The following is a 24985-nucleotide window of genomic DNA, read 5'->3' as shown; positions in this document are numbered from 1 at the left end:
ACAAGCGCGCCGTGCCACCGATTGCGCCATCGCGGACCGGCCGGCGCTGGAGCCGGCGCTCCTCGCCAGGCACCACGGCCGCCCTCGCCCCGCCATGCGGCGCGCCGAGCGCGCGCTCAGGAGGCCAGACCGTCCTCGACGGGCGCCCGCGCGGTGAGCCCCAGCCAGTCCTTGATCGGGTGGTCGCCGACCACGCGGCCGTGCTCCAGGGTGATGACCCGTGCCGCCATGCGCAGGGTTTCGCGGCGGTGCGCGACGATGATCCGGGTCAGTTGCAAGGCCTGGATCGCGGCATTGACGCGGCTTTCGTTCATCACGTCCAGGTGGCTGGTCGCCTCGTCCAGGACCAGGATCCGCGGCGATTTGTACAGCGCGCGCGCCAGCAGCAGGCGTTGCCGCTGTCCGCCGGACAGCCCGGCGCCGGCCTCGCTCAACGCCGAGTCGTAGCCGAGCGGCATTCGCTCCACGTCCTCGTGCACCGCTGCCATGCGCGCGCAATCGCGCATGCGTTCATGATCCGGCTCCGGATCGAAGAAGGTGATGTTGTCGGCCACCGATCCGGTGAACAGCATGTCGTCCTGCATCACCGTGCCGACGTTGGCGCGGTACTGCGCCAGCAGCGCGCCGGTCAGGGGCCGGCCGCCGATCCGGATCTCGCCCTCGGTCGGCTCGAGCAGGCCGAGGATCAGCTTGACCAGCGTGGTCTTGCCGCACCCGGACACGCCGGTGATCGCCACGCATTCGCCGGCGCGAATCTGCAGGTTCACCTGATCCAGCACCGGCGCCGCATCGTCCGCATAGCGGAAGCCAAGCCCCCGCAGCTCGATGCCGGTGTCGTGCCAGCGCCCCGGGTCGGCCTGTTGGTCAGCCTGTTCGCGCGGGTGATGGACGATATCGGCGACGCGCTCCAGGTGGATGCGCAGCAGACGGAATTCGGCAAGCCGGTCGATCAGCCCGCTCAGCCGCAGCGCGAACTGTTCGCGATAGGCAAGAAACGCCAGCAGCATCCCGAGCGAGAGCTGATTGCGCAGCACCACGAAGGCCGCCAGCCACACCACCAGCACGCGCTCGGCGCCGAACAGCAGCAGTTTCACCGACGCCAGCGAGACCTCGCCGCGATTCAGCCGCAAGTGCGCATTGGTCTGCTCGGCCAGCAGATGGGTCCAGTCCATCCGCCGCTGGTGCTGCCGCCCGAACAAGCGGATGGCCTGCACGCCGCGCACGCTTTCCAGGAAATGGGTGTGCTGGCGGGCATCCCACAGCAATTCCTCGGCCGCCGCATCGCGCAACCTGCCGAGCCATAGCGCGCGCATGCCCGCATAGGCGGCCACCGCCAGCAAGGTGATCGCGCTCAGGCCCGGGCTGTAGGCCAGCATCAGGCACAGCGTGCCGATCACCAGCACGCCATCGACCATGGTCTGCATGAACCCGGTGGTCAGGGTGCGCTGAATCTGCAGGATGGAGTCGAACCGCGACTGGATGCCGCCGAGGTGGCGTTTCTCGAAATACGCCAACGGCAGCGCGAGCAGATGCGCGAAGACCTGCCCCATCCATTGGAACGCGAGTTGCGCCGAAAACGTGGTGATCAACCAGCCGCGCAACAGGCCGATCGCGGCCTGCAGCAGCACCAGCAGCAAAAACCCGATCCCCAGCGCGTCGATCAAGCCGATATCGGCCGATGGCAATGCCTGGTCCACGATCCATTGCAACTGGAACGGCATGCCCAGGCTGACCAGTTCCAATGCCAGCGCCAACGCCACTATCTGCCAGACCGCGCGCTTCAATCCATGCACGCGACCGATCAGCGAGGACCAGGCCAACGGCGGCGGGGCGGGCTGCGGGCGGAACTCCGCCGCCGGCGCCAGTTCCAGCGCGATCCCGGTGAAATGCTTGGCGAACTCGGTGCGGTGCAGACGACGCGGGCCATTGGCCGGATCGTTGATCTCGATGTGGCGCGCGCCGACCCGCTTGAGCACCACGAAATGATTGAGATCCCAATGCAGGATGCACGGCAGCTGCAGGTCGTCGAGCGCGTCCATCTCCAGGCGCACCGCCCGCGGCTGCAGGCCGAGCGCCTGCGCGATCGACACCAGGCTCGCCAGCGTGGTGCCCTGCCGCGACAACAGGAAACGCCGCCGCAGCGCGGCAAGGCCCACACGGCAGCCATGGTAGTGGGCGACCATCGCCATCGCCGCCAGGCCGCATTCGCCCACCTGGCCCTGCAGGACGATCGGCATGCGGCGCGCACCGGCCAGTCTGCGCAGTTGCTGCAGCCACACGCTCATCGCGCGCCGCCGCGCAGATCGGCGAGCGGCTCGAACGCCCACTGCGCAAAACGCCGCCACTCCAGCTTGAGCGTGCCCTGCACGGGCATGCCTGGCCGCAGCACGGCGCCAAGCCGGGCGCGGACGGCAGCGCCTTCGGCCAGGCGCACCCGGACCCGGTACAGCGGCTCGGCCGCCGCTCCCACGCCGGCCGCGGCCGGCTCCGGCGTCCGCGCCACCGCGACCACGCGGCCGGCGAACTGCCCGTAGTGCTGGTAAGGCAGCGCATCGAAGCGCAGCTGCACCGGCATCCCCGGCCGCGTCAGCCCCACCGCCTGCGAGGGGGCATACAGCACCACGTCCAGCGCAGTGGAGGCCGGCACCACGTCGGCCAGGCGCTGCCCTGCGGCCACCGCCTGCCCACGCAGCAGCGGCCGCAGGGCGATGCGCCCGGCACACGGCGCGCGCACCTCCCATTGCGCGGCTGCGGCCTGCTCGATGCGGTCGCGCCTGGCCTGCTGCAGGGTCGCGTCGGCGGCGAGCAGTTGTTCGCGCAGGCCTGGCTGCAGCTGGCGCAGTTCCTCGCGCGCTTGTGCCAGCGCATCGGCCAGCGCCATGCGGTCGCGCTCCAGGTCCAGGGTCCGTGCGCGCTGGTCCATCGACTCGGCCAGCTTCTCGTCGACGAATTGCTGGCTGACCAGGCCGCGCGCCATCGCGGTGCGGTAGCGCTGCTCGATCGCCTCGGTCAGCTGCTGGCGCCGGCGCAGCACTGCAAGCTCGCCATCCAGGTGCGCCAGCCTGGCCTGCATGCCGGTCATGGACTGCGCCAGCGCCTGCTGCTGCATGCGGCCCTGCGCGCGGATCTGCTGCATGGCCTCGACCGCCAGGCGCTCGCGCTCGGCCAACACCGACGCGGCCCGCGCGGTCGGCCGCTGGCGGTCGTCGCGGTGCTCGGCCGACAGCACGAACAGCACCCGCCCGGCCGCCACATCCTGCCCCTCCGCCGCCCGGATCGCGACCACCACACCGGCCTGCGGACTGCTGATCGCGACCATGCCCTGCGTCGGGGTGAGCACGCCTTGTAAGGTCTGGCTGCGCGCGAAGCCCAGGCAGAAGAACACGGCGACCAGTCCGGCCACGATCAGCGTCACCGCCAGCACGCACAGCTGCGTCGCGCGCCCGTGCCTGAGCACGATGCGCCCGAGCCCGGCGCGCCGCTGGTGGTCCACGGCCTGGCGACGGAACAGCATGCTCAGGCGCGGCCGCGCACGCGACGCCGGCCAGCGGGCACCGCGCCCCTCATACGATGCGCACGCCAGGTATTGTCTCGGTTTCCCAGAACGCCAGCTGCTGCAGCCGCTCGAACAGCTCCGGCGGCAGCACGCTGCGACGCGGCACATAGCCCACCGTGCGGCGCACGCGATGCAGGCCCGGAGTCTGCAGGGCGGCATCGAAACGCTCGGCATCGCCTTCCAGGTTGGCATAGTCGTGGGCGAAGGCGGGCATCTGCAGGAACGCGTACACCTGCTCCATCGCCTGTGCCGGATGCCGCGCCAGCGTCTCGTAGCGCAACAGCAGCAGGCGCTCGGCATGGTCGCCGTAGACCGCCTGGCGCAGGCCGTCCAGCGCATAGCCGAGCACGCCGCGCGCGCCGGTCAGCAAATCGACGCGCATGGACAGCGAATCCTCCGGATCGTAGCCGAACAGCGCCGACAGCCGCAGCGGCTGCGCCTGCGCCAGGCGCTCGAAGCTGTCCACGATCCAGCCCACCTCGCGCACGCAGCAGACGATGCGCGTGTCCGGAAACAACGCGGCCAGCGCCGGCAGGCGGCTGCACCAGGCGCGGTTAGTATCGAACACCCACTGCACCTGCCGCCGATCCTGGTAGAAGGCGTCGAAGATCCCGCGCAACAGGCGCGCGCGCTGGGCATCGTCCAGCTGCACGTTGGAGGGGTACTCCTCGCTCATGCCCATCAGCATCGCCGCGTACAGCCTGGCCAGCGGCGAGGTGACTTCGGCGTGCACGCGCGGATTCTGGCGCAGCAACGCGGCCAGCAAGGACGATCCGGAGCGAGGCAGGCCGGAGATGAAGTGGTAGTCCAACGTAACGCGTCCTTATGGCAGGTGATGGCCTCGGCTCGGCCGCACTGCGTGTCCGGCCTGCGCGCCAGCGCACGACAGATTGCGCATTGCGCGCGGCCACGCCTGCACGGCAGCGCAGATCGGTATCCATCTGCGAACCGGCCGCCTCGCCAGCGGCGGCCGTCACAGCTGCGCGGTGACCCCATCCCAGACCACAGACGGCGGCGCCGCGGCTTCGCGTAGGCGTACATGCCATCGCATGGCGCCCCGCCTCGACCGCCGCCGCCGCGCACTGTGCGACGCAGACGGGTCCAGGTATGCGCCCCACCGTCTCCGCGCATCGCAACGATGGCGCGGCGGCGCACACACGGCCATGGCATGGCGGTCGTCCGGCCCCCCCTTCGGGCCGGGCGATTCTGTCTCCGAGGGGACCATCAAGGAATCCATCAGATGCATCTACTGAACAAGCGCAAGCCGACCGGCCTTCGCCCGCTGCAGACGGAATCGCAGCCCAAGCGCGTGGCCCCGCTGGACGAAGCCCTGTGGAAGAAAGTGGGCGGCGGCGATTACCCGCCTCCAAGCTCCAACGGTAGGCACGACCCGCCTGGGAATCATCACTGACCCAATGGATCGCTGCCTGCGATATCGGCAGCGCGAGGCTGCGCTGCGGTATCGCCGAGCGATGGCAGATATGTAGGCAGAACCGGCTCCCGGGCGGGACAACTCGCCCGGGCATGGCTTGGTCTGCCGGGTTGAGGTTCGGTTCGCCAATCCGGCGGGGCGCTGGCTATATACTATCGGCGCAACATGGTGGGAGAAGCGGCATCGCCGCTGCCGAAGGCGCAACGCCCGTAATCGCTCAGGCCCAAGACCATCCGTACCACAACTCTGGAGAGACCGGTTGACTCCGGCGCCGAAGGGGCACGAAACGCAGGCAGGCCCAGGCCACGACCGCGTTTTTAAACTCTCAGGCAAAAGGACAGAGGGGCGCGAGGAAGACCTTCGCTGCGACAGGTCGCGGCACGCCACTGCGCGTGCCATGCCGGCGGCGGCGCTTCCGACCTTTCGCATGCCCTCCTGCTCCGGATGCCCGCCATGTCCCAGACCACGTCCTCGCTGCGCGACCTCGAACACCACTGCGCCTTCGTCGAGCGCCACATCGGCCCGAACGACGCCGAGATCGCGCACATGCTGCGCATCGTCGGCCACGACTCGCTGGAGGCGCTGACCGACGCCATCGTCCCGGGCAAGATCAAGTCGCCGCTGCCGCTGGCACTGCCCGAGGCGGTCACCGAAGAGGAGGCGCTGGCCAAGATCGGCGCCATCGCCGACAAGAACCAGGTGCTGCGCAGTTTCATCGGCCAGGGCTACTACGGCACCCACACGCCGAAGGTGATCCTGCGCAACATCCTGGAGAATCCGGCTTGGTACACCGCCTACACGCCGTACCAGGCGGAAATCTCGCAGGGCCGCATGGAAGCGCTGATCAACTTCCAGACCATGTGCGCGGACCTGACCGGCATGGAGATCGCCAATGCCTCGCTGCTGGACGAGGCCACCGCCGCGGCCGAGGCGATGACCCTGGCCAAGCGTTCGGCCAAGGCCAAATCGGACACCTTCTTCGTGCACGACGCGGTGCATCCGCAGACCCTGGAACTGCTGCGCACCCGCGCCGAGCCGCTGGGCATCGTGCTGCGCGTGGGCACGCCGGAGGAAGCGCTGCAGGCCGAATGCTTCGGCGTGCTGCTGCAATACCCGGACAGCTTCGGCCATATCGGTGACCACAAGGCATTGGCCGAGGCGGTGCACGCGCAAGGCGGCCTGGTCGCGGTGGCCACCGACCTGCTGGCGCTGACCCTGATCGCCGCGCCCGGCGAATGGGGCGCGGACATCGTGGTCGGCAACTCGCAGCGCTTCGGCGTGCCGTTCGGCTTCGGCGGCCCGCACGCCGCGTTCATGGCCTGCCGCGACGCCTACAAGCGCTCGATGCCGGGCCGCCTGATCGGCGTGTCGATCGATGCCGCCGGCAACCCCGCCTACCGCCTCACCCTGCAGACCCGCGAGCAGCACATCCGCCGCGAGAAGGCCACCTCCAACATCTGCACCGCGCAGGTGCTGCTGGCGGTGATGGCCTCGATGTACGCGGTCTACCACGGCCCCGACGGGCTGACCCGCATCGCGCGGCGCACCCATCGCCTGGCCGCGATCCTGGCCGCGGCGCTGCGCAGCGCCGGCGTCGCGGTCGGCGAGCGCTTCTTCGACACCCTGCACGTCAAGGCGATCGATGCCGAGGCGATCCACGCCAGGGCGCGCGCGGCCGGCATCAACCTGCGCGTGATCGACAGCGAGGCGCTGGGCATCAGCCTGGACGAAACCACCACCCGCGCCGACGTGGTCGCGCTGGCGCAGCTGTTCGGCGCGCACGCCGATATCGACGCGCTCGACGCCGCCACCGCCGATGCGCTGCCGCCGGGCCTGCGGCGCAGCAGCGCGTTCCTGCAGCATCCGGTGTTCAACACACACCACAGCGAACACGAACTGCTGCGCTACATGCGCGCGCTGGCCGACAAGGACCTGGCGATGGATCGCACCATGATCCCGCTGGGCAGCTGCACGATGAAGCTCAACGCCACCGCCGAAATGATCCCGGTGACCTGGCCGCAGTTCGGCGCGATCCATCCGCTGGCGCCGGCCGAGCAGTCCGCCGGCTACACGCAATTGATCGACGAACTGGAAGCGATGCTGGTCGAATGCACCGGCTACGACGCGGTCAGCCTGCAGCCCAACTCCGGCGCGCAGGGCGAATACGCCGGCCTGCTGGCGATCCGCGCCTATCACCGTGCGCGCGGCGAGGCGCATCGCGACATCTGCCTGATCCCCGAATCGGCGCACGGCACCAATCCGGCCTCGGCGCAGATGTGTGGGATGAAGGTCGTGGTCACCAAGTGCGACGCCAACGGCAACGTCGATGTCGACGACATCCGCGCCCAGGCCCAGAAGTATTCCGAGCGCCTGGCCGCGCTGATGATCACCTATCCGTCCACCCACGGCGTGTTCGAGGAAGACGTGGTGGCGATCTGCGAGGCGGTGCATGCGCACGGCGGCCAGGTCTACACCGACGGCGCCAACATGAACGCGCTGGTCGGGGTGGCCAAGCCCGGCAAGTGGGGCTCGGACGTGTCGCACCTGAACCTGCACAAGACCTTCTGCATCCCGCACGGCGGTGGCGGCCCGGGCGTGGGTCCGTGCGCGGTGAAGTCGCACCTCGCTCCGTATCTGCCGAAAACGCTGGGTGGCGAAGGCGACGTCGGCATGGTCAGCGCGGCCAGCTTCGGCAGCGCCTCGATCCTGCCGATCAGCTGGATGTACATCACCATGATGGGCAGCGCCGGCCTGCGCAAGGCGACCCAGGTCGCGCTACTCAATGCCAACTACATCGCCAAGCGCCTGGCCCCGCACTACAAGACCCTGTACACCGGCCGCAACGGCCTGGTCGCGCACGAGTGCATCCTCGACGTGCGCCCGCTGGAGAAGAGCAGCGGCATCGGCGCCGAGGACGTGGCCAAGCGCCTGATCGACTTCGGTTTCCACGCGCCGACGCTGAGCTTCCCGGTCGCCGGCACGCTGATGGTGGAGCCGACCGAGAGCGAATCGCAGCACGAGCTGGACCGCTTCATCGACGCGATGATCCAGATCCGCGAAGAGATCGCCGCGATCGGGGACGGCCGCCTGGACCGCGAGGACAACCCGCTCAAGCACGCCCCGCACACCGCCGCGCAAGTCACCTCCGGCGAATGGAGCCACGCCTACCCGCGCGAGCTGGCCGCGTTCCCGCTGCCCACGCTCAAGCAGGCCAAGTACTGGCCGCCGGTGGCGCGGGTGGACAACGTCTACGGCGACAAGCACGTGATGTGCGCATGCATCCCGGTGGAGGCGTACAAGGACGACGTGCTGGCGTAACGCCTCTTCGTTTGCTTGCCCACGCCAGCCCCGCACGCCGGGGCTGGCGTTTTTTTGCCGGCCGGCCGCCGCTGCGCTATGTCGATGCCGATGCCGGCGCGAACGCCGCACGCGCCGCGCCCGGCCGTGCGCGGCTATGCGTGTCGTGCGTGCCGTGCGTGCCGTGCGCGCGGCTGCGCTTTGTGCGAACTGCAACACACGCCGCGGCACCTTCCTCACGCCATGCTCGGCGAGGTTGCACGGACCGTTCACGCCTGTCGGCACAGCATCGGGCGAACGCGTGACCCACTCTCTCTCTCCTGCGCATCCTGCAGTCAATTCGCAGCGCGAATCGCTTCTGCCGTATCCGCCTCATCCCCCGGAGCGCTCATCCATGGCCAGCCCCCGCAAGCCCAGCAAAACCAGCACGCCCGTCGATACCAGCGCCGTCGCCGACCAGCGCGGTCGCGGCGACGAACTGCACCAGCAGGCCGGCGGCACGCATCCGCCGCTGACCACCAACCAGGGCATCCCGATCGCCGACAACCAGAACTCGCTGCGCGCCACGCCGCGCGGGCCAACGTTACTGGAAGACTTCATCCTGCGCGAGAAGATCACCCACTTCGACCACGAGCGCATCCCCGAGCGCATCGTGCACGCGCGCGGCAGCGCCGCGCACGGCTACTTCGAACTGACCGCCTCGCTGGCCAAATACACCACCGCCAAGATCCTCACCGAGGTCGGGGTCAAGACGCCGGTGTTCACCCGCTTCTCCACCGTCGCCGGCGGTGCCGGTTCGGTGGACACGCCACGCGACGTGCGCGGCTTCGCGGTCAAGTTCTACACCAAGGAAGGCAACTGGGACCTGGTCGGCAACAACATCCCGGTGTTCTTCATCCAGGACGCGATCAAGTTCCCGGACCTGATCCACGCGGTGAAGATGGAGCCGGACCGCGGCTTCCCGCAGGCGGCCAGCGCGCACGACACGTTCTGGGATTTCATCTCGCTGACCCCCGAATCGCTGCACATGATCATGTGGGCGATGAGCGACCGCACCATTCCGCGCTCGCTGCGCATGATCGAAGGCTTCGGCATCCACAGCTTCCGCCTGCTCGACGGCAACGGCAACGGCACCTTCGTCAAATTCCACTGGCGGCCCAAGCTCGGCCTGCAATCCACGCTGTGGGACGAGGCGGTGAAGCTGGCCGGCGCCGATCCGGACTTCCATCGCCGCGACCTGTTCGAGGCGATCCAGCAAGGCGATTTCCCGGAATGGGAGTTGGGCGTGCAGCTGTTCACGGAAGAAGAGGCCGACAAGTTCCCGTTCGACCATCTGGATTCGACCAAGCTGATTCCCGAGGAACTGGTGCCGCTGAAGATCGTCGGGCGCATGGTGTTGGACCGCTGGCCGGACAACTTCTTCGCCGAGACCGAGCAGGTGGCGTACTGCCCGGCCAACATCGCACCGGGTATCGATTTCTCCAACGATCCACTGCTGCAGGGCCGCTTGTTCTCCTACCTGGACACCCAGCTCAGCCGCCTGGGCGGGCCGAACTTCCACCAGATCCCGGTCAACGCGCCGAAGTGCCCGTTCGCCAACCTGCAGCGCGACGGGCACATGCAGATGGGCGTACCCAAGGGCCGCGTCGCCTACGATCCCAGCTCGCTGCAGCACGACACCCCGCGCGAGAGCGCGCGCGGCTTCCCCAGCCACGCCACGCCGAGCGAGGACGGCGGCAAGGGCCGCGTGCGCGCGGAGAGCTTCGCCGACCACTACAGCCAAGCGCGGCTGTTCTTCCGCAGCCAGAGCAAGCCCGAGCAGGCGCATCTGGCCTCGGCGCTGGTGTTCGAGCTGTCGAAGGTGGAGACCGCGCATGTGCGTGCGGCGGTGGTCGGGCATCTGCGCCACATCGACCCGGCGCTGGCGCAGCGCGTGGCCGACGGCCTGGGCATGGATGCGTTGCCGCCGGCGCCGCCGGCCGCGGTCGCGCCGCAGGACCTGCCACCGTCGCCGGCGCTGCAACTGATCGGCAAGATGAAGCACACCCTGCAGGGACGCGTGATCGGCATTTTGGTCCACGACGGATCCGACGCGGCGACGGTGAAGGCCCTGCAGAAGGCAGCGCGTGACGCCGGCGCCACGGTCAAGATCGTGGCGCCGAAGCTCGGCGGCGCCAAGCTCAGCGACGGCAAAAAGCTGGCCGCGGACGGGCAACTGGCCGGCACCCCGTCGTTCGTGTTCGACGCAGTGGCGGTGGTGCTGTCGGCCGAGGCCGGCAAGCAGCTGAGCAAGGAGTCGGCGGCGGTCGATTTCGTCAGCAACGCCTTCGCGCACCTGAAGGCGATCGCCGCCGATGCCGGGGCGCAGTCACTGCTGAAGGCCGGCAACGTGGCCAAGGACGCCGGCGTGCTGGATGCCGGCAACGCCAAGGGCTTCATCGAGGCGGCCAAGACCCGCCAGTGGGACCGCGAACCGAAGCTGCGCATGCTCGCCTGAGCCTGCGTCGCCAGCGCCCCCCTGCCCCGACCGCGTCATGCCTGCGCATGGCGCGGTTTTGCTTTGCAGGCGGCCGATGCCCCGGATCGCAGCGCTGGTGACCCCGCAGGGCATCGCACCGGTGCCGAGCGAGCCGCATGGTGGCGCCCGATCGGTCCGATCGGTGTCATGGCCGCGACGGCGGTCCAGCACTGTTCTCCCGCGCAGACGAACGGCGCTGCCGACCTGCGGATGGGGACCGAGGCGGGCGCAGGAAATGGTCCTGTCTAATTTTTCGCCATGTCTCTTGACAGTCTTGTGGCACGGGGCCGCGATGGGCTTATCCACACCCTTATGCAGAAGTCATCCACACCCCTTGTGGACAACCTCGCCCTCGCCGGCGCAGCAGAGGCCATGGAGCAAGTCATTGAAAAAACTAAGAAACTACTGGACGCCTATTGACAAACGCGGATCCATGCGCGGGCTGGCTGCTGTCCCGCAACAAACCCGGGACAAAACTTATCCCGAGGCGTGGCCGCTGCGGGCACGGTTCCGCGTTATTGGCTGAATGCGCGCTGCCCCGGGAGCGATCGTGCCCTGCGCAGGCCGCTGGGTGGTCGCGGTCATGAGACGGACATGGGGTGTCAGACCGATCGGCTGGGGGCATGCTCCGCGCAAGCTCAAGCCAACACGTCCCCACCCGGCGTATGCAGGAGCGATTCGGCCAGGCTGCGTTCCATCTGCTTCAGATAATCGCTGAAACCACCGCGCGCCCGCGCCACGCGTCTGGCGCTGGTGACCACCACCGGCTGCGCGCGGCGCGCGATCCGCGCCTGCACCCGCACCATCGCCTCGACCAGGGCCACGTCCTCGTGCGCGGCCAGCGGCAGGAAGCCGCCGCAGCGCCGGTACAGGTCGGCGCTGAAACCCAGATTGGCGCCATGCACGTGCGGGTGGTCGTCGCGGCGGCATTCGCCGGCGCGGTAGGCATCGCGCATCGCGCTGTGGTAGTCGTCCCAGTCGCCGACCGTGACGATGCCGCAGAACGCGTCGCTGGCGCAGTCCAGCTGCGCCGACAGCCAGTTCGCCGGCACCACCGAGTCGGCGTCGGTGCAGGCCAGCCAGCGGGCGCCGGCAGCCAGCGCGGCCTGCGCCGCCGCGGCACGGGCGCTGCCGACATTGCCGGCCTGCAGCACGATGGCCTGCGCGCCGTGCGCGGCCACGATGCCGGCGGTGCCGTCGCTGCAGCGGTCCAGGGCGACGAAGACCTGCACCGCCTCGCCGCGCAGGCCGGCGCATTGCGCCGCCAGCGCCACCGAGCGCAGGCAGGCGCCGATCAGCCGTTCCTCGTCGTGCGCCGGAATCAGGACCGCGATCACCGCAGCCGCTCCGCGGCGGCGACGGAATACGGGGTGGCGCTCCAGGCTTCGAGCAGCACGTCGTCGTCCTCGTAGCGCAACAGGCGCGGCAGCTGCAGGGTCTGCGCCAGACACGCGTGCACCGCGCGCCCGTCCATGCACGCCTGCGCGAATGGATGCAGCCAATGGCAGGCGACCAGCACGCCCTGCTCGGTCAACGAGGCGCGCAGGCGCTGGATGCAGTCCTGCAGCAGCGGCAACGGCAGGTAATAGCCGACCTCGCTGAACACGATCAGGTCGAAACGGCCCGGCGGCCAGCTGCGCGGATGCTCGGCCTGTTGCACACGCACGTGCGCAAAATCCGCATTGCGCTGCGCGGCCAGGGCCACCGCGCGCTCGGACAGGTCGGTGGCCAGCAGCGCGTCGCAGCGCGGCGCCAGCGCCGCCGTCAACTCGCCATTGGAGCAACCCAATTCCCAGGCGCGTTCGAAACGCGGGCGCGGCAGGCTGGCCAGCAACAGCGCGCGCTTGCGCGCCTCGTACCAGCGTTCGCGATAGCCGAACGGATCGTCGTCGCGGTAGATGTCGCCGAAATACCGCTGCACCGCGCTCATGCGACAAAGACCTCGAAGCGGCGCGCGAAACGTTCCAGCACCTGCGGCGGCAGGATCGGCGCCGGCACCGCCGGTTGCGCGGTGCCCAGTTGCGAGGCGAAGCAACGCAGCGCCTGTTGCTTGGCCTGCCAGTCTGCGGCATCCAGCGCATAGCGGACTGCGCCATGCAGCGCCTGCTGCGGCGCGGCGGCGTCCATCCAGTGCCAGGCCCAGACCGGGAATTCGGCCATGCGCGCATCGCAGGCGGCGACGGCGCGTTGCACCGCGCGCGCGGCGGCCTCGTGATCCGGATGACCATCGTGGCGCCAGGTGGTCAGCACCAGGTCGCCGGCGTGCAGTTGCGCGTGGATGCGTTCGGCGACCACGAACTCGCGCTGGCCGACCTGGCCGTCGGCGATGCGCAGGTGGCAGATCGCAGCGGCGTCCAGGCCCAGGCACTGCGCGGCGGCGACCAGTTCGGCGCGGCGCACGTCGCGCAGGCGCTGCGGCGTCCAGTACGGATCGTCCGGATAGCAGGCTTCGCCATCGGTCACCGCGATCAGGCACACCGGCACGCGCAGCCGCCGCGCACAGGCGACCGCGCCGCCGCAGCCCAGCGCTTCGTCGTCCGGATGCGGCGACACCACCACCAATCGGCCAGCGCCGGCGAGCAGGTCTTCGATCCGGCGCTGCGGCAAGGCGGCCAGCCACGGCGAGCGCTGCCACGCCGACTCGGGCGTGCCGTCGCCGTGGATCTGCGCCGCGCTCACAGCCGCCATGGCTGCACCTGTTCGGCCAGCGCCTGGCCCAGCGCCGCCCAATCGTGTTCGGCATGGCTCTGGCGCACGAACACCGCCAGGTCGGCGCAGCGCATGGCGTGTTCGCGATCGCTGCACAGCGGCGCCGGTCCCAGCGCGCGGCCGACGCGATCGAGCACGTCGATGGCGGCACGCTCCACGAACGAACGCAGCCGGACCACCGCATGCCGGTGATCGTGTGCGGGCGCCGCATCGATCGCCGCGGCCAGTTCGCGCAGCAGCGCACGCGCCGCGCCGAGTTGCTGGTCGATCGCGCCCAGGTGCATCGCCGCGTGCGCGTCGCGCTGCAGCCTGGGATGCGCGCGCAGGCGCTCGGCCACCGCGGCCGCGGCGCCGAACCAGCAGGCGGCGATGCCGGCGCCGCCGTGCCAGAACCCCGGACGCGCCAGATACTGGCCCGGCGCACCGATCGCGCTGGCCGGCACCGCATCGAACGTCACCGGCCCGCTGACCACCCGCGCCATGCCCACCGCCGCCCAGGCCTGCGTGTCGATGGCGATGCCGGGCTGGCGCAACTGCACCTGCACCAGCTGCTGGCGATCGTCTTCATGCGCGGTGAGCAGCGCGCCATCGACCAGGCCGGCACCGGAGCACCAGGCCTTGCGGCCGTGCACTTCGCCACGCCCGGCGTCGCGGCGATAGGCCAGACGTGCATCCGGCGCTTCGGCGGCCCACACCGCGAACAGTTGCCCAGGCGCAGGCGCCGCGGCGCCGAGTTCGGCCAGGATCGCCTGCGCGTCGTAATGCGCCTCCAGCACCTTGGCCAGGCACACGTCGGCCGCGGCGATCTCGGCCAGGATCCGCCAGCGGTCCAGGGTATTGCCGGCGCCGGGCAGCGGCAGCTGCGGATAGCGTTCGAGCACGCGCAAGGCGGCGCTGCGCAGATCGCAGGCGTCGCCCAATGCGGCAGGGGAAAGCAGGTCGGTCAAGGACGTCTCTCTGGAAATTCGGCAAAGGCACAGGCGATGGCCGCGACGCGGTGCGCGACGGGCGTTACCTGGGCGTTGCCGCGATCACAACAGGCGCGACGCCCACGCAGCGTGTGCACGCCGCACGGCGGCGTACACATCGATAAAGAGTTCATGCAGGGCGCCTGCCTTGGCCGCCGTCGGCTCCCATGGAGCGCGACGGCGGCAAGGTAAAGCGTCGAGCGCGTTACGGGGTCAGGATCACCTTGCGGCAGTCCTGTTCCTTCTTGTCGAAGATCGCGTAGCCGTCGGCCGCCTGCGCCAGGCGCATGCGATGGGTAATGATCTCGTTCGGCTTGAGCCGGCCTTCGCCGATATGCTCCAGCAGCTCAGGCAGGAAGCGCTGCACGTGGGTCTGGCCCATCTTGAAGGTCAGGCCCTTGTCGAAGGCGTCGCCGAACAGGAAGCCGTGGATGAAGCCGGCATACACGCCGGGCACGCTGACCGTGCCGCCGCGGCGCGTGGCGGCGATGCACTGGCGCAAGGCGGTGCCGCTGCTGCCTTCCAGCTTCAACGTGGCCATCACCGTTTCCACGGTGCTGCCCTTGGCCTCGAAGCCGACCGCATCGATGCTGGCGTCCACGCCGCGGCCGTCGGTCTGGCCGACGATGATGTCGGCCGGATCGTCGATCTGTTCGAAATTGAGCGGGATCACGCCATAGGTCTTCTGCGCGAAATCCAGCCGGTACTGGTAACGATCGATCATGAAGATGCGTTCGGCGCCGAGCATGCGGCAACACGCGGCGGTCATCAGCCCGACCGGGCCGGCGCCGAAGATCGCCACGGTGCTGCCCTGGCCGACGCCCGCGTTGAGCGCGGCCTGGTAACCGGTGGGCAGGATGTCGGACAGGAACAGCACCTGCTCGTCGTGCAGCGCATCCGGCACCACCAGCGGGCCGACGTTGGCCTTGGGCACGCGCACGTACTCGGCCTGGCCGCCGGCCACGCCGCCGTACAGATGGCTGTAGCCGAACAGCGCCGCCGGCGGGCGGATGCTCTTCTGGTTCAGCGCAGCCCCTTTGCCGGTATTGGTGGTCTCGCAGGCGGCGTACTCGGTCAGGCGACAGTGGAAGCACTCGCCGCAGGCGATCACGAACGGGATCACCACGCGGTCGCCCCTCTTCACCCGCGTCACCTCCGGGCCGACGTCTTCCACCACGCCCATGAACTCGTGGCCGAGCACGTCGCCGCTGTGCAGGTCGGGGATCTTGCCGCGATACAGGTGCAGGTCGGAGCCGCAGATCGCGGTGGCGGTGACCCGCAGCACGATGTCGTCGGCATCGACCAGGACCGGATCGGGAACGGTTTCCACGCGCACATCTTTGGTGCCGTGATAGGTGAGAGCTTGCATTTGGAGGGTGTCCTTTTGCGACGGCGTGGACCGCAGTGTTGCCGCAGGCGACGTGCAACCGGGGTGACCACGCCGTGAGGCCAGCGTGGCGGAATCGGCGCAACGCCATACGGCGCGGCGCTGAGGCGTGCCATCGATTGCCGAACGATCCGCACGACGGCGTACGCTGGTGGAGCGAGGACGCGATTCAGTGCGGCAGCAGGCGCGCGTCGATCGCGTAATCGGCAAGCATCGCCGCCAACGCCTGCCGCGCCTGCGCGCGATCGCCTGGATCGGCCGCGTCCAGCAGTTCCTTCGCGAGCGCGCTGAACTGCGGCCAGAACTCGGCCGGATGGCGCAGATGCGCAGTCCACTCCGGCAGCATCGCCGCCATATGCGCCAATGCCGCCTGCGTCTGCGCGCGCGTGTTCATGTCGGCGCGCGCGGCTGCCGCCATTGCACGCGATGCGTCTGGCCGTCGTCGACCAACGCGATGCGCGCGTCCTGCTGGCGTAGGCCGTCCACGAACAGGCCGCTGCTGTCCTCTGCCTCCGCAGCGGCGTCCGCCTCCCCGGCCGCCGCCTGCAGCAGCTCGATGTGGTAGGTGCTGCTGCCGTGGCGGTACTGCAGTTCGCAGCGTTCCCAGTCGGCCGGCAGGCAGGGCCGCAGGCGCAGGCTGTCGCCTTCGCGCTGCAGGCCGAGCAGCGACTCGACCAGCAGCCGGTACATCCAGCCGGCCGAACCGGTGTACCAGGTCCAGCCGCCGCGGCCCACGTGCGGCGCCACGCCGTAGACATCGGCGGCGAGCACGTAGGGTTCGACCTTGTAGCGCTCGCTGGCCGCCGCATCCAGGCTGTGCTGGATCGGGTTGATCATCCGCGCCAGTTCCCAGGCGCGTTCGCCGTCGCCGAGGCGGGCGAAGGCCATCGCCGCCCACACCGCCGCATGCGTGTACTGCCCGCCGTTCTCGCGCACGCCCGGCACGTAGCCACGGATGTAGCCGGGGTCGTGCGCGATGCGGTCGAACGGCGGCTCCAGCAGCTGGATCAGGCCGGCGTCGCGCTTGACCAGGTGCTGGTCCAGCGCGGCCATCGCCTGCTGCGCGCGCGCCGGCTCGGCCGCGCCCGACAGCACCGACCAGCTCTGCGAGATCGAGTCGATGCGACATTCTTCGCTCTGCGCCGAACCCAGCGCGGTGCCGTCGTCGAACCACGCGCGCCGGTACCAGCCGCCATCCCAGGCATGCGCCTCCAGATTGCCGCGCAAGGCATGTGCCGCCGCCTCGCACTCGGCGGCGAAGGCCGCATCGTCGCGCCCGCGCGCCAGCGCCGCGAACTGCTGCAGCACGTGGTACAGGAAGAAGCCCAGCCACACGCTCTCGCCCTTGCCGCCCTCGCCCACCCGGTTCATGCCGTCGTTCCAGTCGCCGGTGCCGATCAGCGGCAGGCCGCGTTCGCCGAGCAGGGCCATGCCGCGGCGCAGCGCCTGCACGCAGTGCGCGTACAGCGGCGCACGCTGGTTCGACGGCACCGGCAGGTCGTAGTACGACTCCTCGTCGGCGCCGACGGCGCGGCCTTCGATGTAGCGCACCTCCTCGTCGAGCACGCTGCGGTCGCCGGTGACCTGCAGGTAGCGGCACGCCGCCAGCGGCAGCCACAGGTAATCGTCCGAACAGCGCGTGCGCACGCCGCGGTCCTGCGGCGGATGCCACCAGTGCAGCACGTCGCCCTGCGGGAACTGGTGCGCGGCGCTGGCCAACAGGTGCTCGCGCGCCAGTTCCGGCGTGGCATGGACCAGCGCCATCATGTCCTGCAGCTGATCGCGGAAACCGAACGCACCGCCGGACTGGTAGTAGCCGCTGCGCGCAAGGTAGCGGCAGGCCAGGGTCTGGTACGGCAGCCAGCCGTTGACCAGCAGATCCACGCTGGGATCGGGGGTTGTCACCTGCAGCCCGCCGAGCAGTTGCCGCCAGTGGATGCGCACCGCGTCCAGCGCGTCGTGCGCGGCGTCGCGGCCGCGCATGCGCCGCGCCAGTTCCACCGCCGCGTCGTGGTCCTTGCCGGCGCCGAGCCGGAACACCGTCTCGCACTCGGCGCCGGCGGCCAGGCTCAGCGGCACCTGGATCGCCGCGCACGGATCCAGCCCGGCGCCGAGGCGTCCGGACAGGCGTTCGCGGCGCAGCGCCTGCGGATCGGCCATGTCGCCGTTGCGGCCGAGGAACTCGCTACGGTCGCCGCTGCAGCTGCGCGTGTCCGCGTCCACGTCGAAGAACGCGGTGCGCGCGGAGAACTCGGCGTTGTAGGGATTGCGCGCCAGCAGTGCGCCGTGCGCGCCGTCCTGCTCGGTGACCACGTGCATCTGCGACTTCACCCGCAGATCGCCCAGCACCCATTCCACATAGCCGGTCGCCGACAGGCGCCGGCTGCGGCCGGACAGGTTGCGCAGCTTCAGCACCGAGAACTTCACCGCCTCGTGCAACGCCACGTACACCCACAGCTCGCTGGCGATGCCGTCCTGCACGTGCTCGTAGACGCTGTAGCCGAAGCCATGACGGGTGCGGTAGTCGCCCTCGCCGCGGCGCGGCAGCGCCTGCGGCGACCACACCCGGCCGCTGTCCTCGTCGCGCAGGTAGAACGCTTCGCCGCAGGCGTCGCCGACCGGGTCGTTGTGCCACGGCGACAGGCGGAACTCGTGCGCGTTCTCGAACCAGGTATAGCCGGCGGCGCTCTCGCTGAGCACCGTGCCCAGCTGCGCATTGGCCAGCACGTTGGACCACGGCGCCGGCGTCGGCGCACCCTCGCGCAATGCGATCAGGTATTCGCGGCCATCGGCGGCGAAGGCGCCCGTGCCGTTGTCGAACAGCACCTCGGCATGCGCCGGCGCGAACGGCCACGGATCCTCGTGCGCATCGCCGCCCGCATGCGCAGGCACGGCCAGGGCCTGCGCCTCGGCCAGCGCGGCGGCAGGCAGCGGCACCAGCTCTGGCACGCCGCGCGGCGGCGGCAGATGCCGGCCGATCTGCGCGGCCAGGGTGCCGCGCTGGTCGCTGACGATGACCCGCGCCACCACCTGGAGCAGGATGCGGTCCTCCTGCGAGATGTTCTGCACCGGGCGCACGAAGATGCCGCCGGGACGCTCCAGCACGCTGGCATCCGGATCGGCCGCGACCATGCCCAGGATCTGCTCCTGCAGCTGTTGCCGGTAGCCGCTCTGGCTCTCGTTCCAGATCACCAGGTCCGCATGCAGGCCCTTGAGCCGCCAGTAGGCGTGCGCCTGCACCATCTGCCGCACCAGCTCGATGTTGTCGGCATCGCCGATCTGCAGCAGCGCGATCGGCAGGTCGCCGGAGATCGCATGGCCCCACAGCCCGGACTGGCCGCGCCGGTTCTGCAGCAGCAGGTCGCTGTCGGCGCGCAGCGCCGGGTGCACGTACACCATCAGCCCGGCCAGGCGCTCGTACAACTGCGCATCGGCCTGCGAGGCGTTGATCTGGCGGCGCACTACCTGGCTGTGGGTCCAGGCCAGGTCGAACACGCGGTCGGCCAGGCGCCGGTCGCGGTACTTTTCGATCAGCGCCATGCACGCGGCGCGGTCGCCGCCGACGCCGTAGACCATGTCGATCATCGCGGTCTGCTCCGGCGCCAGCACGATCCGGCAGCGGATCGCGACCACCGGGTCGAGCACCGAACCGGCGGTATCGGACAGCACCGCATCGTGGCTCAGCGCGCGCGGATTGCGCGCGGTATTGCCGCGGCCGAGGAAGCGCGCGCGGTCGGTCTCGTAGGAAATCGCGCCGATGTGCGCATCGTGCACCGCCACCAGATGGAACATCCACGGCGCCACCTCGTCGTGCGCGCGGGTGCGCCGGGTGCACAGCAGCGCCTGCGTGTCGCGGGCGATCTCGGTCTGCACGAACAGGTTGCTGAAGGCCGGATGCAGTTCGTCGGCGATGGCCGGCGCCAGCACCACTTCGGCATAGGTGGTGATCTCGATGGTGCGCGGCTGCCGCGAGCGGTTGCTGACCCGCAGGCGGCGCAGCTCGATGTCGTCCTCGGCCGAGATCGCCACTTCCAGGTGCGTGTCGAAGCCGCGCTTGCGGCCGCGGAACTCGGCCTTGGCATCGGAGAAGATCGCTTCGTAGTGGTCCACCTTCACCGCGGTGGGCTGATAGGCGGCCGACCAGTAGTCGCCGCTGTCCACGTCGCGCAGGTAGCAGAAACTGCCCCAATGGTCGCGGGTGCCGTCCTCGCGCCAGCGGGTGATGGCCATGTCGCGCATGCGGCTGTAACCGCCGCCGGCGCTGGTCAGCAGGCCATGGTAGCGGCCGTTGGAGAGCAGTTGCACCGCCGGCCGCGGCGCGCCCGGATCGCGGAACACGCGCAGCTGGGTCTCGTCCTCGCGCGCATCCTGCGGACTGCGTGCGGTGCCGTCGGCTTCCTGCGGATGGAACACGCCCACCCGCGGGATCCGTTCCTGCAGCAGCAGCAAGGTGGCCTGGAATTCGGCATCGGCGGCGAAGCGCTTCTGCATCGGCTGCTCGCGCAGCAGATGGTCCAGCGCCAGCAGGCCCATGCCCTGGTGATGCGCCATGTACGAGCGGATCAGCGCGTGGTCCTGGCCCGGCGGCACCCGGCTGGGGGTGTAGTCGATCGCCTCGTGCAGGCCGAAGCGCCCGCCGAAGCCTGCCTCGGTCAGCCGCTGCAGGTTGGCGCAGGCCGCTTCCGGGGCCACCATCAGCGCCATCATGCTGGCGTACGGCGCGATCACCAGATCGTCGCCGAGGCCGCGCTTGAGGCCCAGCCCGGGCACGCCGAACGCGCGGTACTGGTAGTTCATCCGCGCATCGACCGCGTTGTAGCCGGACTCGGACACGCCCCACGGCAGCGCATGCCGCGCGCCGTGCGCGATCTGCGCGTTGACCGCATGCACCGCAGTCTGGTCGAGCAAGGTGTCGGCATAGCTGGGCATCACCAGCTGCGGCATCAGGTATTCGAACATCGAGCCGCTCCACGACAGCAGCGTCGCTTCGCCATCGACCTCGGTGAGCTGGCGGCCAAGCGCGAACCAGCTTTCCTGCGGCAGCTGGCCCTGGGCGATGGCGACGAAACTGCACAGCCGCGCTTCCGACGCCAGCAGGTCGTAGTAGCCCTGGTCCAGGCGCCGCTTGTCGACGTTGTAGCCGATCGCCAGCAGCCGCCGCGCCGGATCGTAGAGGAAGCCGTATTCCATCAGCGACAGCTGCCCGGCGATATGCGCCAGGCGCTCGAGCTGGTGGATGCGCGCGCGGGCGCGCTCGGCGGCCGCGCTGTCGCAGGTCTGCGCGGCCAGCGCGCGCAGCGTCGGCAGCGGCGCGTCGGTCACCGGCAGGCAGGCGTCGTCGCGATCCGGCGCCGTCGCCCATGGCGCGAACTCGCGCAGTTCCTGCTGCGCGGCATTGCACGCGTCCAGCAGGACCTGCGGCCAGTGCGGCGCCAAGGCGTCGGCGGACTGCTCCGCGCCCACGGCCGGCGGCGGCCAGCGCTCGGCGATCGAGGCCGCCGGCACGGCCAGCGCAGCCAGTGCCTGCCAAGTCTGCGGCAGCGTGGCCGGCGGGGCCGCGCGCAGTGCCTGCAGGCGCTGATTGAAGTCGTGCAGCGCCGCCTGCGGCAGCGCCGCTGCGGCTGGATTGTCGTGTGCGGCCTCGCGCAGCACGCCGAACGTGTCGGCCAGCCCGTCGAAGCTGGCCGCGGCCAGCAACGGCGCATCGCACAGCGCCAGCAGGCCCTGGCGCAGGGTCAGCAGATGCCCGGCCAGGTTGCCGCTGTCCACCGTCGACAGGTAGGCCGGCGGCAACGGCAGCAGGGTCTCGGTGTCGTACCAGTTGTAGAAATGGCCGCGGTGGCGCGGCAGCGTCTCCATCGTCGCCAGGGTCAGCCGGGTGCGCTCGATCACCCCGCCCGGCTGCAGGTAGCCCAGGTCGTAGGCGGCCAGATTGCCGAGCAGGGCCAGGCCGATGTTGGTCGGCGAGGTGCGCCGCGCCACCACCAGTTGCGGATGTTCCTGCACGTTGTCCGGCGGCAGCCAATGGTCCTGCGCGCGCATGTGCACTTCGAAGAACGCCCAGGTCCGCCGCGACAGCCGGCCGAGGAAGGCGCGCTGCGGCGGCGCCAGCTGCGCGCGGCGCGGCGCGGCGGCATGCCCCATCCACGCCATCAGCGCCGGGGCGACGATCCACAGCGCCAGGATCGGCGCGGCGACCCACAGCGCATGCGGCTGCCGCCAGGCCAGCACGGCCAGCAGCACCAGCGCGCACAGCGCTGCCGGCGCCATCCCGCCCAGCTCGGCCGCATTGCCGCGGCCGAGGCTGCGCGCCACGTCGCTGGAGGCATGCCATTGCAGCAGGTGGCGCCGGCTGACCAGCATGCGCCACAGCGTGCGCACGATCGCCAGCGCGGCGTAACCGGCCTCGTACGGCAGGCAGGCCAGCGCCACCAGCGCGCGCTGCAGTTGCGTGACCACCGCCTTGGCCAGCGTGCCCAGGTGCATGCGCCAGGCCATGTCCGATGGCTTGGCGACCAGATCGTGCAGCGCCGGCACCACGATCGGCAGCACGAACAGGCCCAGCAGCCACGCGGTCCATGCCGCCGGCCGCGGCAGCCACAGCCAACCGAGCGCCAGCAACGCGGTGGCGGCGATGGGCACCAGGCTGCGGCGCAGGTTGTCCAGCAATTTGCCGCGCGACAGCCGTGACAGCGGCGTCCGCCGGTAGCGGCCGGTGGCATCCGGCACCCACGGCAGCAGCCAGGGCAGCAACTGCCAGTCGCCACGGATCCAGCGCGCGCGGCGCTTCACGTCGGCCGCATAGCGCGACGGATAGTCCTCGAACAACCGCACGTCGCTGACCAGGCCGGCGCGCGCATAGCAGCCTTCCAGCAGGTCGTGGCTGAGGATGCGGTTGTCGGGCAGGCGGCCGTCGAGCGTCTGCTCGAACGCATCCACGTCGTAGATGCCCTTGCCGACGAACGAGCCTTCGCCGAACAGGTCCTGGTAGACGTCCGACACGGTGCGCGTATACGGGTCGATGCCCGGCTCGCTGCCGAACAGGCGCGCGTAGCGGGTGATGCGATGGCCGCTCATGCTGCTGCCCACGCTCGGCTGCAGGATGCCGTAGCCGCGGGTCACCCGGCCCAGCGCCGGATCGATGCGCGCGCGGTTCAGCGGATGCGCCAGGGTCGCGACGAACTCGCGTGCCGCATCGCGCGGCAACCGCGTGTCCGCGTCCAGGGTGATCACGTAGCGCACCTGCGCCAGCAGCGCGGTCGCGCCGATCGCCGCACTGAAATCGGCATCGGCCGCGCCGCCGCGCAACAGCCGGTTCAGCGCCGCCAGCTTGCCGCGCTTGCGCTCGTGGCCGATCCAGGCGCGCTCGCCGGCGCTCCACAGGCGCGGGCGGTGCAGCAGGAAGAAGCGGTCGCCGCTTTCCGGCGCGTAGCGCTGGTTGAGCCGCACGATGTGCTGCGCCGCGTGCTCGAGCAGCGCCGCGTCGCCGGGCAGCGTCGCCTGCGCGGCGTCCAGGAAATCGGTCAGCAACGCGAAATGCAGCTGCGCATCGCGATTGGCCAGGAACCGCACTTCCAGCGCTTCGGCCAGTTCGTCGATCGTGGCAGTGTCGCTGAGCATGCTCGGCACCACCACCAGGGTCCGCGCGCCTGCCGGAATGCCCTTGGAAAAGTCCATCCGCGGCAGCGTGCGCGGCGCCACCAGCAGCGTCGCCGCCCAGTTGACCAACGCCACGCCCAACTCGCTGAACACCAGCACGCCCAGCAGCGCGGTCGTCGCCCACAGCCATGCCGGCACCGCGGTCAGCGCATGCAACTGCTCGAGCAGGGTCCAGGCGCCGAACGCGGCGATCGCCGCGATCGGCAGCAGGTACGCCGGCAGCGGCAGCGTGCGCCGCGCCACGTGGGGCCGCCGCCGCGCGCGCGGCAGCGCGGCGATCGCCGCCGGTAGGTCGCGCTGGCCGTCGTCGACCAGGTAGTAGCCGACATGGCGGCGGTCGTCCGCGGATGCCGCCTGCGCCAGCTGCAGCACGCACGCGGCCACCGCATCTTCGCTGGCGCCGCTGCGCCGCGCCAGCAGCTCGACGCTGTGCCGGTAGCTGTCGCGGGTCTGGAAATCCATCTGCGCATAGGTGCCGTGCGGATCGCGGCGCAGATGCGCTTCGACCACGCTCAGCTCCTCGACGAAATCGCGCCAGTCCATCGTCGCCAGCAAACGCAGGCTGGCGATGCTGTTGCTGATCGAGACCTGGTCGGCGGCCTGCTGCTGGCTCTCCGCGTGCACCATGTCGTCGATGCGTTGCCCGCCATCGGCCAGCCATTGCTCGACCCAGGTCACCGGCATCGCCAGCACCCCGCCGCGCCCGTGCAGCCCGCGCACCAGCTCGGCCACGAACGCGCCGGACAGCGGCGGCTGCGAGCGCGCCATGTCCGCGACCACCAGCACCACGCTCTTGGGATCCTGCGCGGCGGTGGTATTGAGCCGGTCGGCCCAGTCGCTGGCCAGGCGGTGGTCGATGCCGTCGCGCATCACCCGCGCCGCGACCCGGCGCAGGTTTTCCAGCAAGCCCAGGCGCAGCATGATCGGAATCGCCCACAACTCGCCCAGCTTCAGCGGCGTCACCGTCTGGTAGGCGGCGATGAAGCGGCTGGCCATGTCGGCATCGATACGGCCATCGCCATGCGCAATCGCATCCATCGACAACGCATAGACCCGCGGCAACCCGGCCGAGGCGCCCTGCGCCAGCGTCGGCAGCTGCCGGCTGTAACCGGCCGGCAGATGCCGCCGCGCGATCAGGATCTGTTCTTCGACCAGGTAGAAGTTGTCCAGCAGCCACTCGCCGGCCGGGGTCACGCGGATGTCGTCGCGGACCATCGCCGCGAGCATCGCCAGGGCGTCGCGCAGCACGTCCTCGTTCTGTTTCAGCCGCGCCAGCAACACCTCGGGGCTGCGCCCGCCGCGCACCCGGTGGCTGCGCGCCAGGGCTTCGCCGTGCGCGGCCATCTGTTCGGCGCTGAGCAGTTGCGCGCGCAGCGGCTCCTCGGCCAGCGGCCGCGTGCGGCCATGCTGCAGGAACATCGCACGCATGCCGGAAAGGCCACGCCGATAAGGAAGCAGC

14 protein-coding genes and 1 riboswitch are annotated in these 24985 nt (G+C 70.2%); of the genes, 4 read left to right on the top strand and 10 right to left on the bottom strand.

Annotation, left to right across the window (positions count from 1 at the left end):
* Positions 1 to 116: 116 nt before the first annotated feature.
* Genes raxB through raxST form a run of 3 tightly spaced genes read right to left on the bottom strand, consistent with a single transcriptional unit; the run spans position 117 to position 4367 of the window.
* Positions 117 to 2285 (bottom strand): peptidase domain-containing ABC transporter RaxB, encoded by a 2169-nt coding sequence (gene raxB, locus KHF85_RS05490; protein WP_284568812.1) that lies wholly within the window; start codon positions 2283 to 2285, stop codon positions 117 to 119.
* Positions 2282 to 3520: an HlyD family secretion protein gene (locus tag KHF85_RS05485; RefSeq protein WP_345782181.1), complete on the bottom strand. Its 1239-nt coding sequence runs from the start codon at positions 3518 to 3520 to the stop codon at positions 2282 to 2284. Before KHF85_RS05485 ends, raxB begins: the two co-directional genes overlap by 4 nt.
* 43 nt (positions 3521 to 3563) lie before the next feature.
* Positions 3564 to 4367, bottom strand: a complete 804-nt coding sequence (raxST, locus tag KHF85_RS05480; RefSeq protein ID WP_284568810.1) for a RiPP modification sulfotransferase RaxST — start codon at positions 4365 to 4367, stop codon at positions 3564 to 3566.
* Between the two features lie 429 nt (positions 4368 to 4796).
* Here raxST and raxX point away from each other — a divergent pair, with 429 nt between their 5' ends.
* From raxX to KHF85_RS05460, 4 genes are all read left to right on the top strand, one after another.
* The gene (raxX, locus tag KHF85_RS05475) at positions 4797 to 4967 is read left to right on the top strand and encodes a RaxX family RiPP (RefSeq protein WP_284568809.1); all 171 of its coding nucleotides are present in this window, start codon (positions 4797 to 4799) and stop codon (positions 4965 to 4967) included.
* A 257-nt stretch (positions 4968 to 5224) separates the two neighbouring features.
* Positions 5225 to 5339, top strand: a riboswitch (glycine riboswitch).
* A 93-nt stretch (positions 5340 to 5432) separates the two neighbouring features.
* Complete coding sequence (gene gcvP / locus KHF85_RS05470; protein ID WP_284568808.1) at positions 5433 to 8306, top strand: aminomethyl-transferring glycine dehydrogenase; 2874 nt, start codon at positions 5433 to 5435, stop codon at positions 8304 to 8306.
* A gap of 373 nt (positions 8307 to 8679) precedes the next feature.
* Complete coding sequence (locus KHF85_RS05465) at positions 8680 to 10782, top strand: catalase (protein WP_284568807.1); 2103 nt, start codon at positions 8680 to 8682, stop codon at positions 10780 to 10782.
* Between the two features lie 279 nt (positions 10783 to 11061).
* Positions 11062 to 11223: a hypothetical protein gene (locus KHF85_RS05460; protein ID WP_284568806.1), complete on the top strand. Its 162-nt coding sequence runs from the start codon at positions 11062 to 11064 to the stop codon at positions 11221 to 11223.
* A gap of 218 nt (positions 11224 to 11441) precedes the next feature.
* On the opposite strand, the gene KHF85_RS05455 is transcribed toward KHF85_RS05460, so the two are convergent.
* From KHF85_RS05455 to KHF85_RS05425, 7 genes are all read right to left on the bottom strand, one after another.
* Entirely contained in the window at positions 11442 to 12140 is a 699-nt protein-coding gene (locus tag KHF85_RS05455) for a glycosyltransferase family 2 protein (protein ID WP_284568805.1), read from the bottom strand.
* Complete coding sequence (locus KHF85_RS05450; RefSeq protein ID WP_284568804.1) at positions 12137 to 12733, bottom strand: class I SAM-dependent DNA methyltransferase; 597 nt, start codon at positions 12731 to 12733, stop codon at positions 12137 to 12139. Before KHF85_RS05450 ends, KHF85_RS05455 begins: the two co-directional genes overlap by 4 nt.
* Positions 12730 to 13491 carry a PIG-L deacetylase family protein gene (locus KHF85_RS05445; RefSeq protein ID WP_284568803.1) on the bottom strand — a complete coding sequence of 254 codons (762 nt, stop codon included), beginning with the start codon at positions 13489 to 13491 and terminating at the stop codon, positions 12730 to 12732. Before KHF85_RS05445 ends, KHF85_RS05450 begins: the two co-directional genes overlap by 4 nt.
* Positions 13479 to 14459: an acyl-CoA dehydrogenase family protein gene (locus KHF85_RS05440; RefSeq protein WP_284568802.1), complete on the bottom strand. Its 981-nt coding sequence runs from the start codon at positions 14457 to 14459 to the stop codon at positions 13479 to 13481. Before KHF85_RS05440 ends, KHF85_RS05445 begins: the two co-directional genes overlap by 13 nt.
* Positions 14460 to 14685: 226 nt before the next feature.
* Positions 14686 to 15849, bottom strand: coding sequence for a zinc-dependent alcohol dehydrogenase (locus KHF85_RS05435; protein ID WP_284568801.1), 1164 nt, complete (start codon positions 15847 to 15849; stop codon positions 14686 to 14688).
* Positions 15850 to 16036: 187 nt separating this feature from the next.
* Positions 16037 to 16222: a hypothetical protein gene (locus KHF85_RS05430; protein WP_284568800.1), complete on the bottom strand. Its 186-nt coding sequence runs from the start codon at positions 16220 to 16222 to the stop codon at positions 16037 to 16039.
* Between the two features lie 35 nt (positions 16223 to 16257).
* A complete protein-coding gene (locus tag KHF85_RS05425) occupies positions 16258 to 24954 on the bottom strand; it encodes a GH36-type glycosyl hydrolase domain-containing protein (protein ID WP_284568799.1) in 8697 nt (2898 codons plus the stop codon).
* Between the last annotated feature and the right edge of the window lie 31 nt (positions 24955 to 24985).

This window comes from Xanthomonas graminis pv. graminis, from assembly GCF_030168915.1.
Taxonomy (GTDB): domain Bacteria; phylum Pseudomonadota; class Gammaproteobacteria; order Xanthomonadales; family Xanthomonadaceae; genus Xanthomonas_A; species Xanthomonas_A translucens.
This window is presented reverse-complemented; position numbering and strand designations above follow the sequence as displayed.

What these genes read in the sequence shown, in the direction of transcription:
- raxB (WP_284568812.1), bottom strand. Translation starts at nt 2,285, where the DNA reads ATGAGCGTGTGGCTGCAGCAACTGCGCAGACTGGCCGGTGCGCGCCGC.
- KHF85_RS05450 (WP_284568804.1), bottom strand. Translation starts at nt 12,733, where the DNA reads ATGAGCGCGGTGCAGCGGTATTTCGGCGACATCTACCGCGACGACGAT.
- KHF85_RS05465 (WP_284568807.1), top strand. Translation starts at nt 8,680, where the DNA reads ATGGCCAGCCCCCGCAAGCCCAGCAAAACCAGCACGCCCGTCGATACC.
- KHF85_RS05460 (WP_284568806.1), top strand. Translation starts at nt 11,062, where the DNA reads ATGTCTCTTGACAGTCTTGTGGCACGGGGCCGCGATGGGCTTATCCAC.
- KHF85_RS05425 (WP_284568799.1), bottom strand. Translation starts at nt 24,954, where the DNA reads ATGCGTGCGATGTTCCTGCAGCATGGCCGCACGCGGCCGCTGGCCGAG.
- KHF85_RS05445 (WP_284568803.1), bottom strand. Translation starts at nt 13,491, where the DNA reads ATGGCGGCTGTGAGCGCGGCGCAGATCCACGGCGACGGCACGCCCGAG.
- KHF85_RS05430 (WP_284568800.1), bottom strand. Translation starts at nt 16,222, where the DNA reads ATGGCGGCGATGCTGCCGGAGTGGACTGCGCATCTGCGCCATCCGGCC.
- gcvP (WP_284568808.1), top strand. Translation starts at nt 5,433, where the DNA reads ATGCCCGCCATGTCCCAGACCACGTCCTCGCTGCGCGACCTCGAACAC.
- KHF85_RS05435 (WP_284568801.1), bottom strand. Translation starts at nt 15,849, where the DNA reads ATGCAAGCTCTCACCTATCACGGCACCAAAGATGTGCGCGTGGAAACC.
- raxX (WP_284568809.1), top strand. Translation starts at nt 4,797, where the DNA reads ATGCATCTACTGAACAAGCGCAAGCCGACCGGCCTTCGCCCGCTGCAG.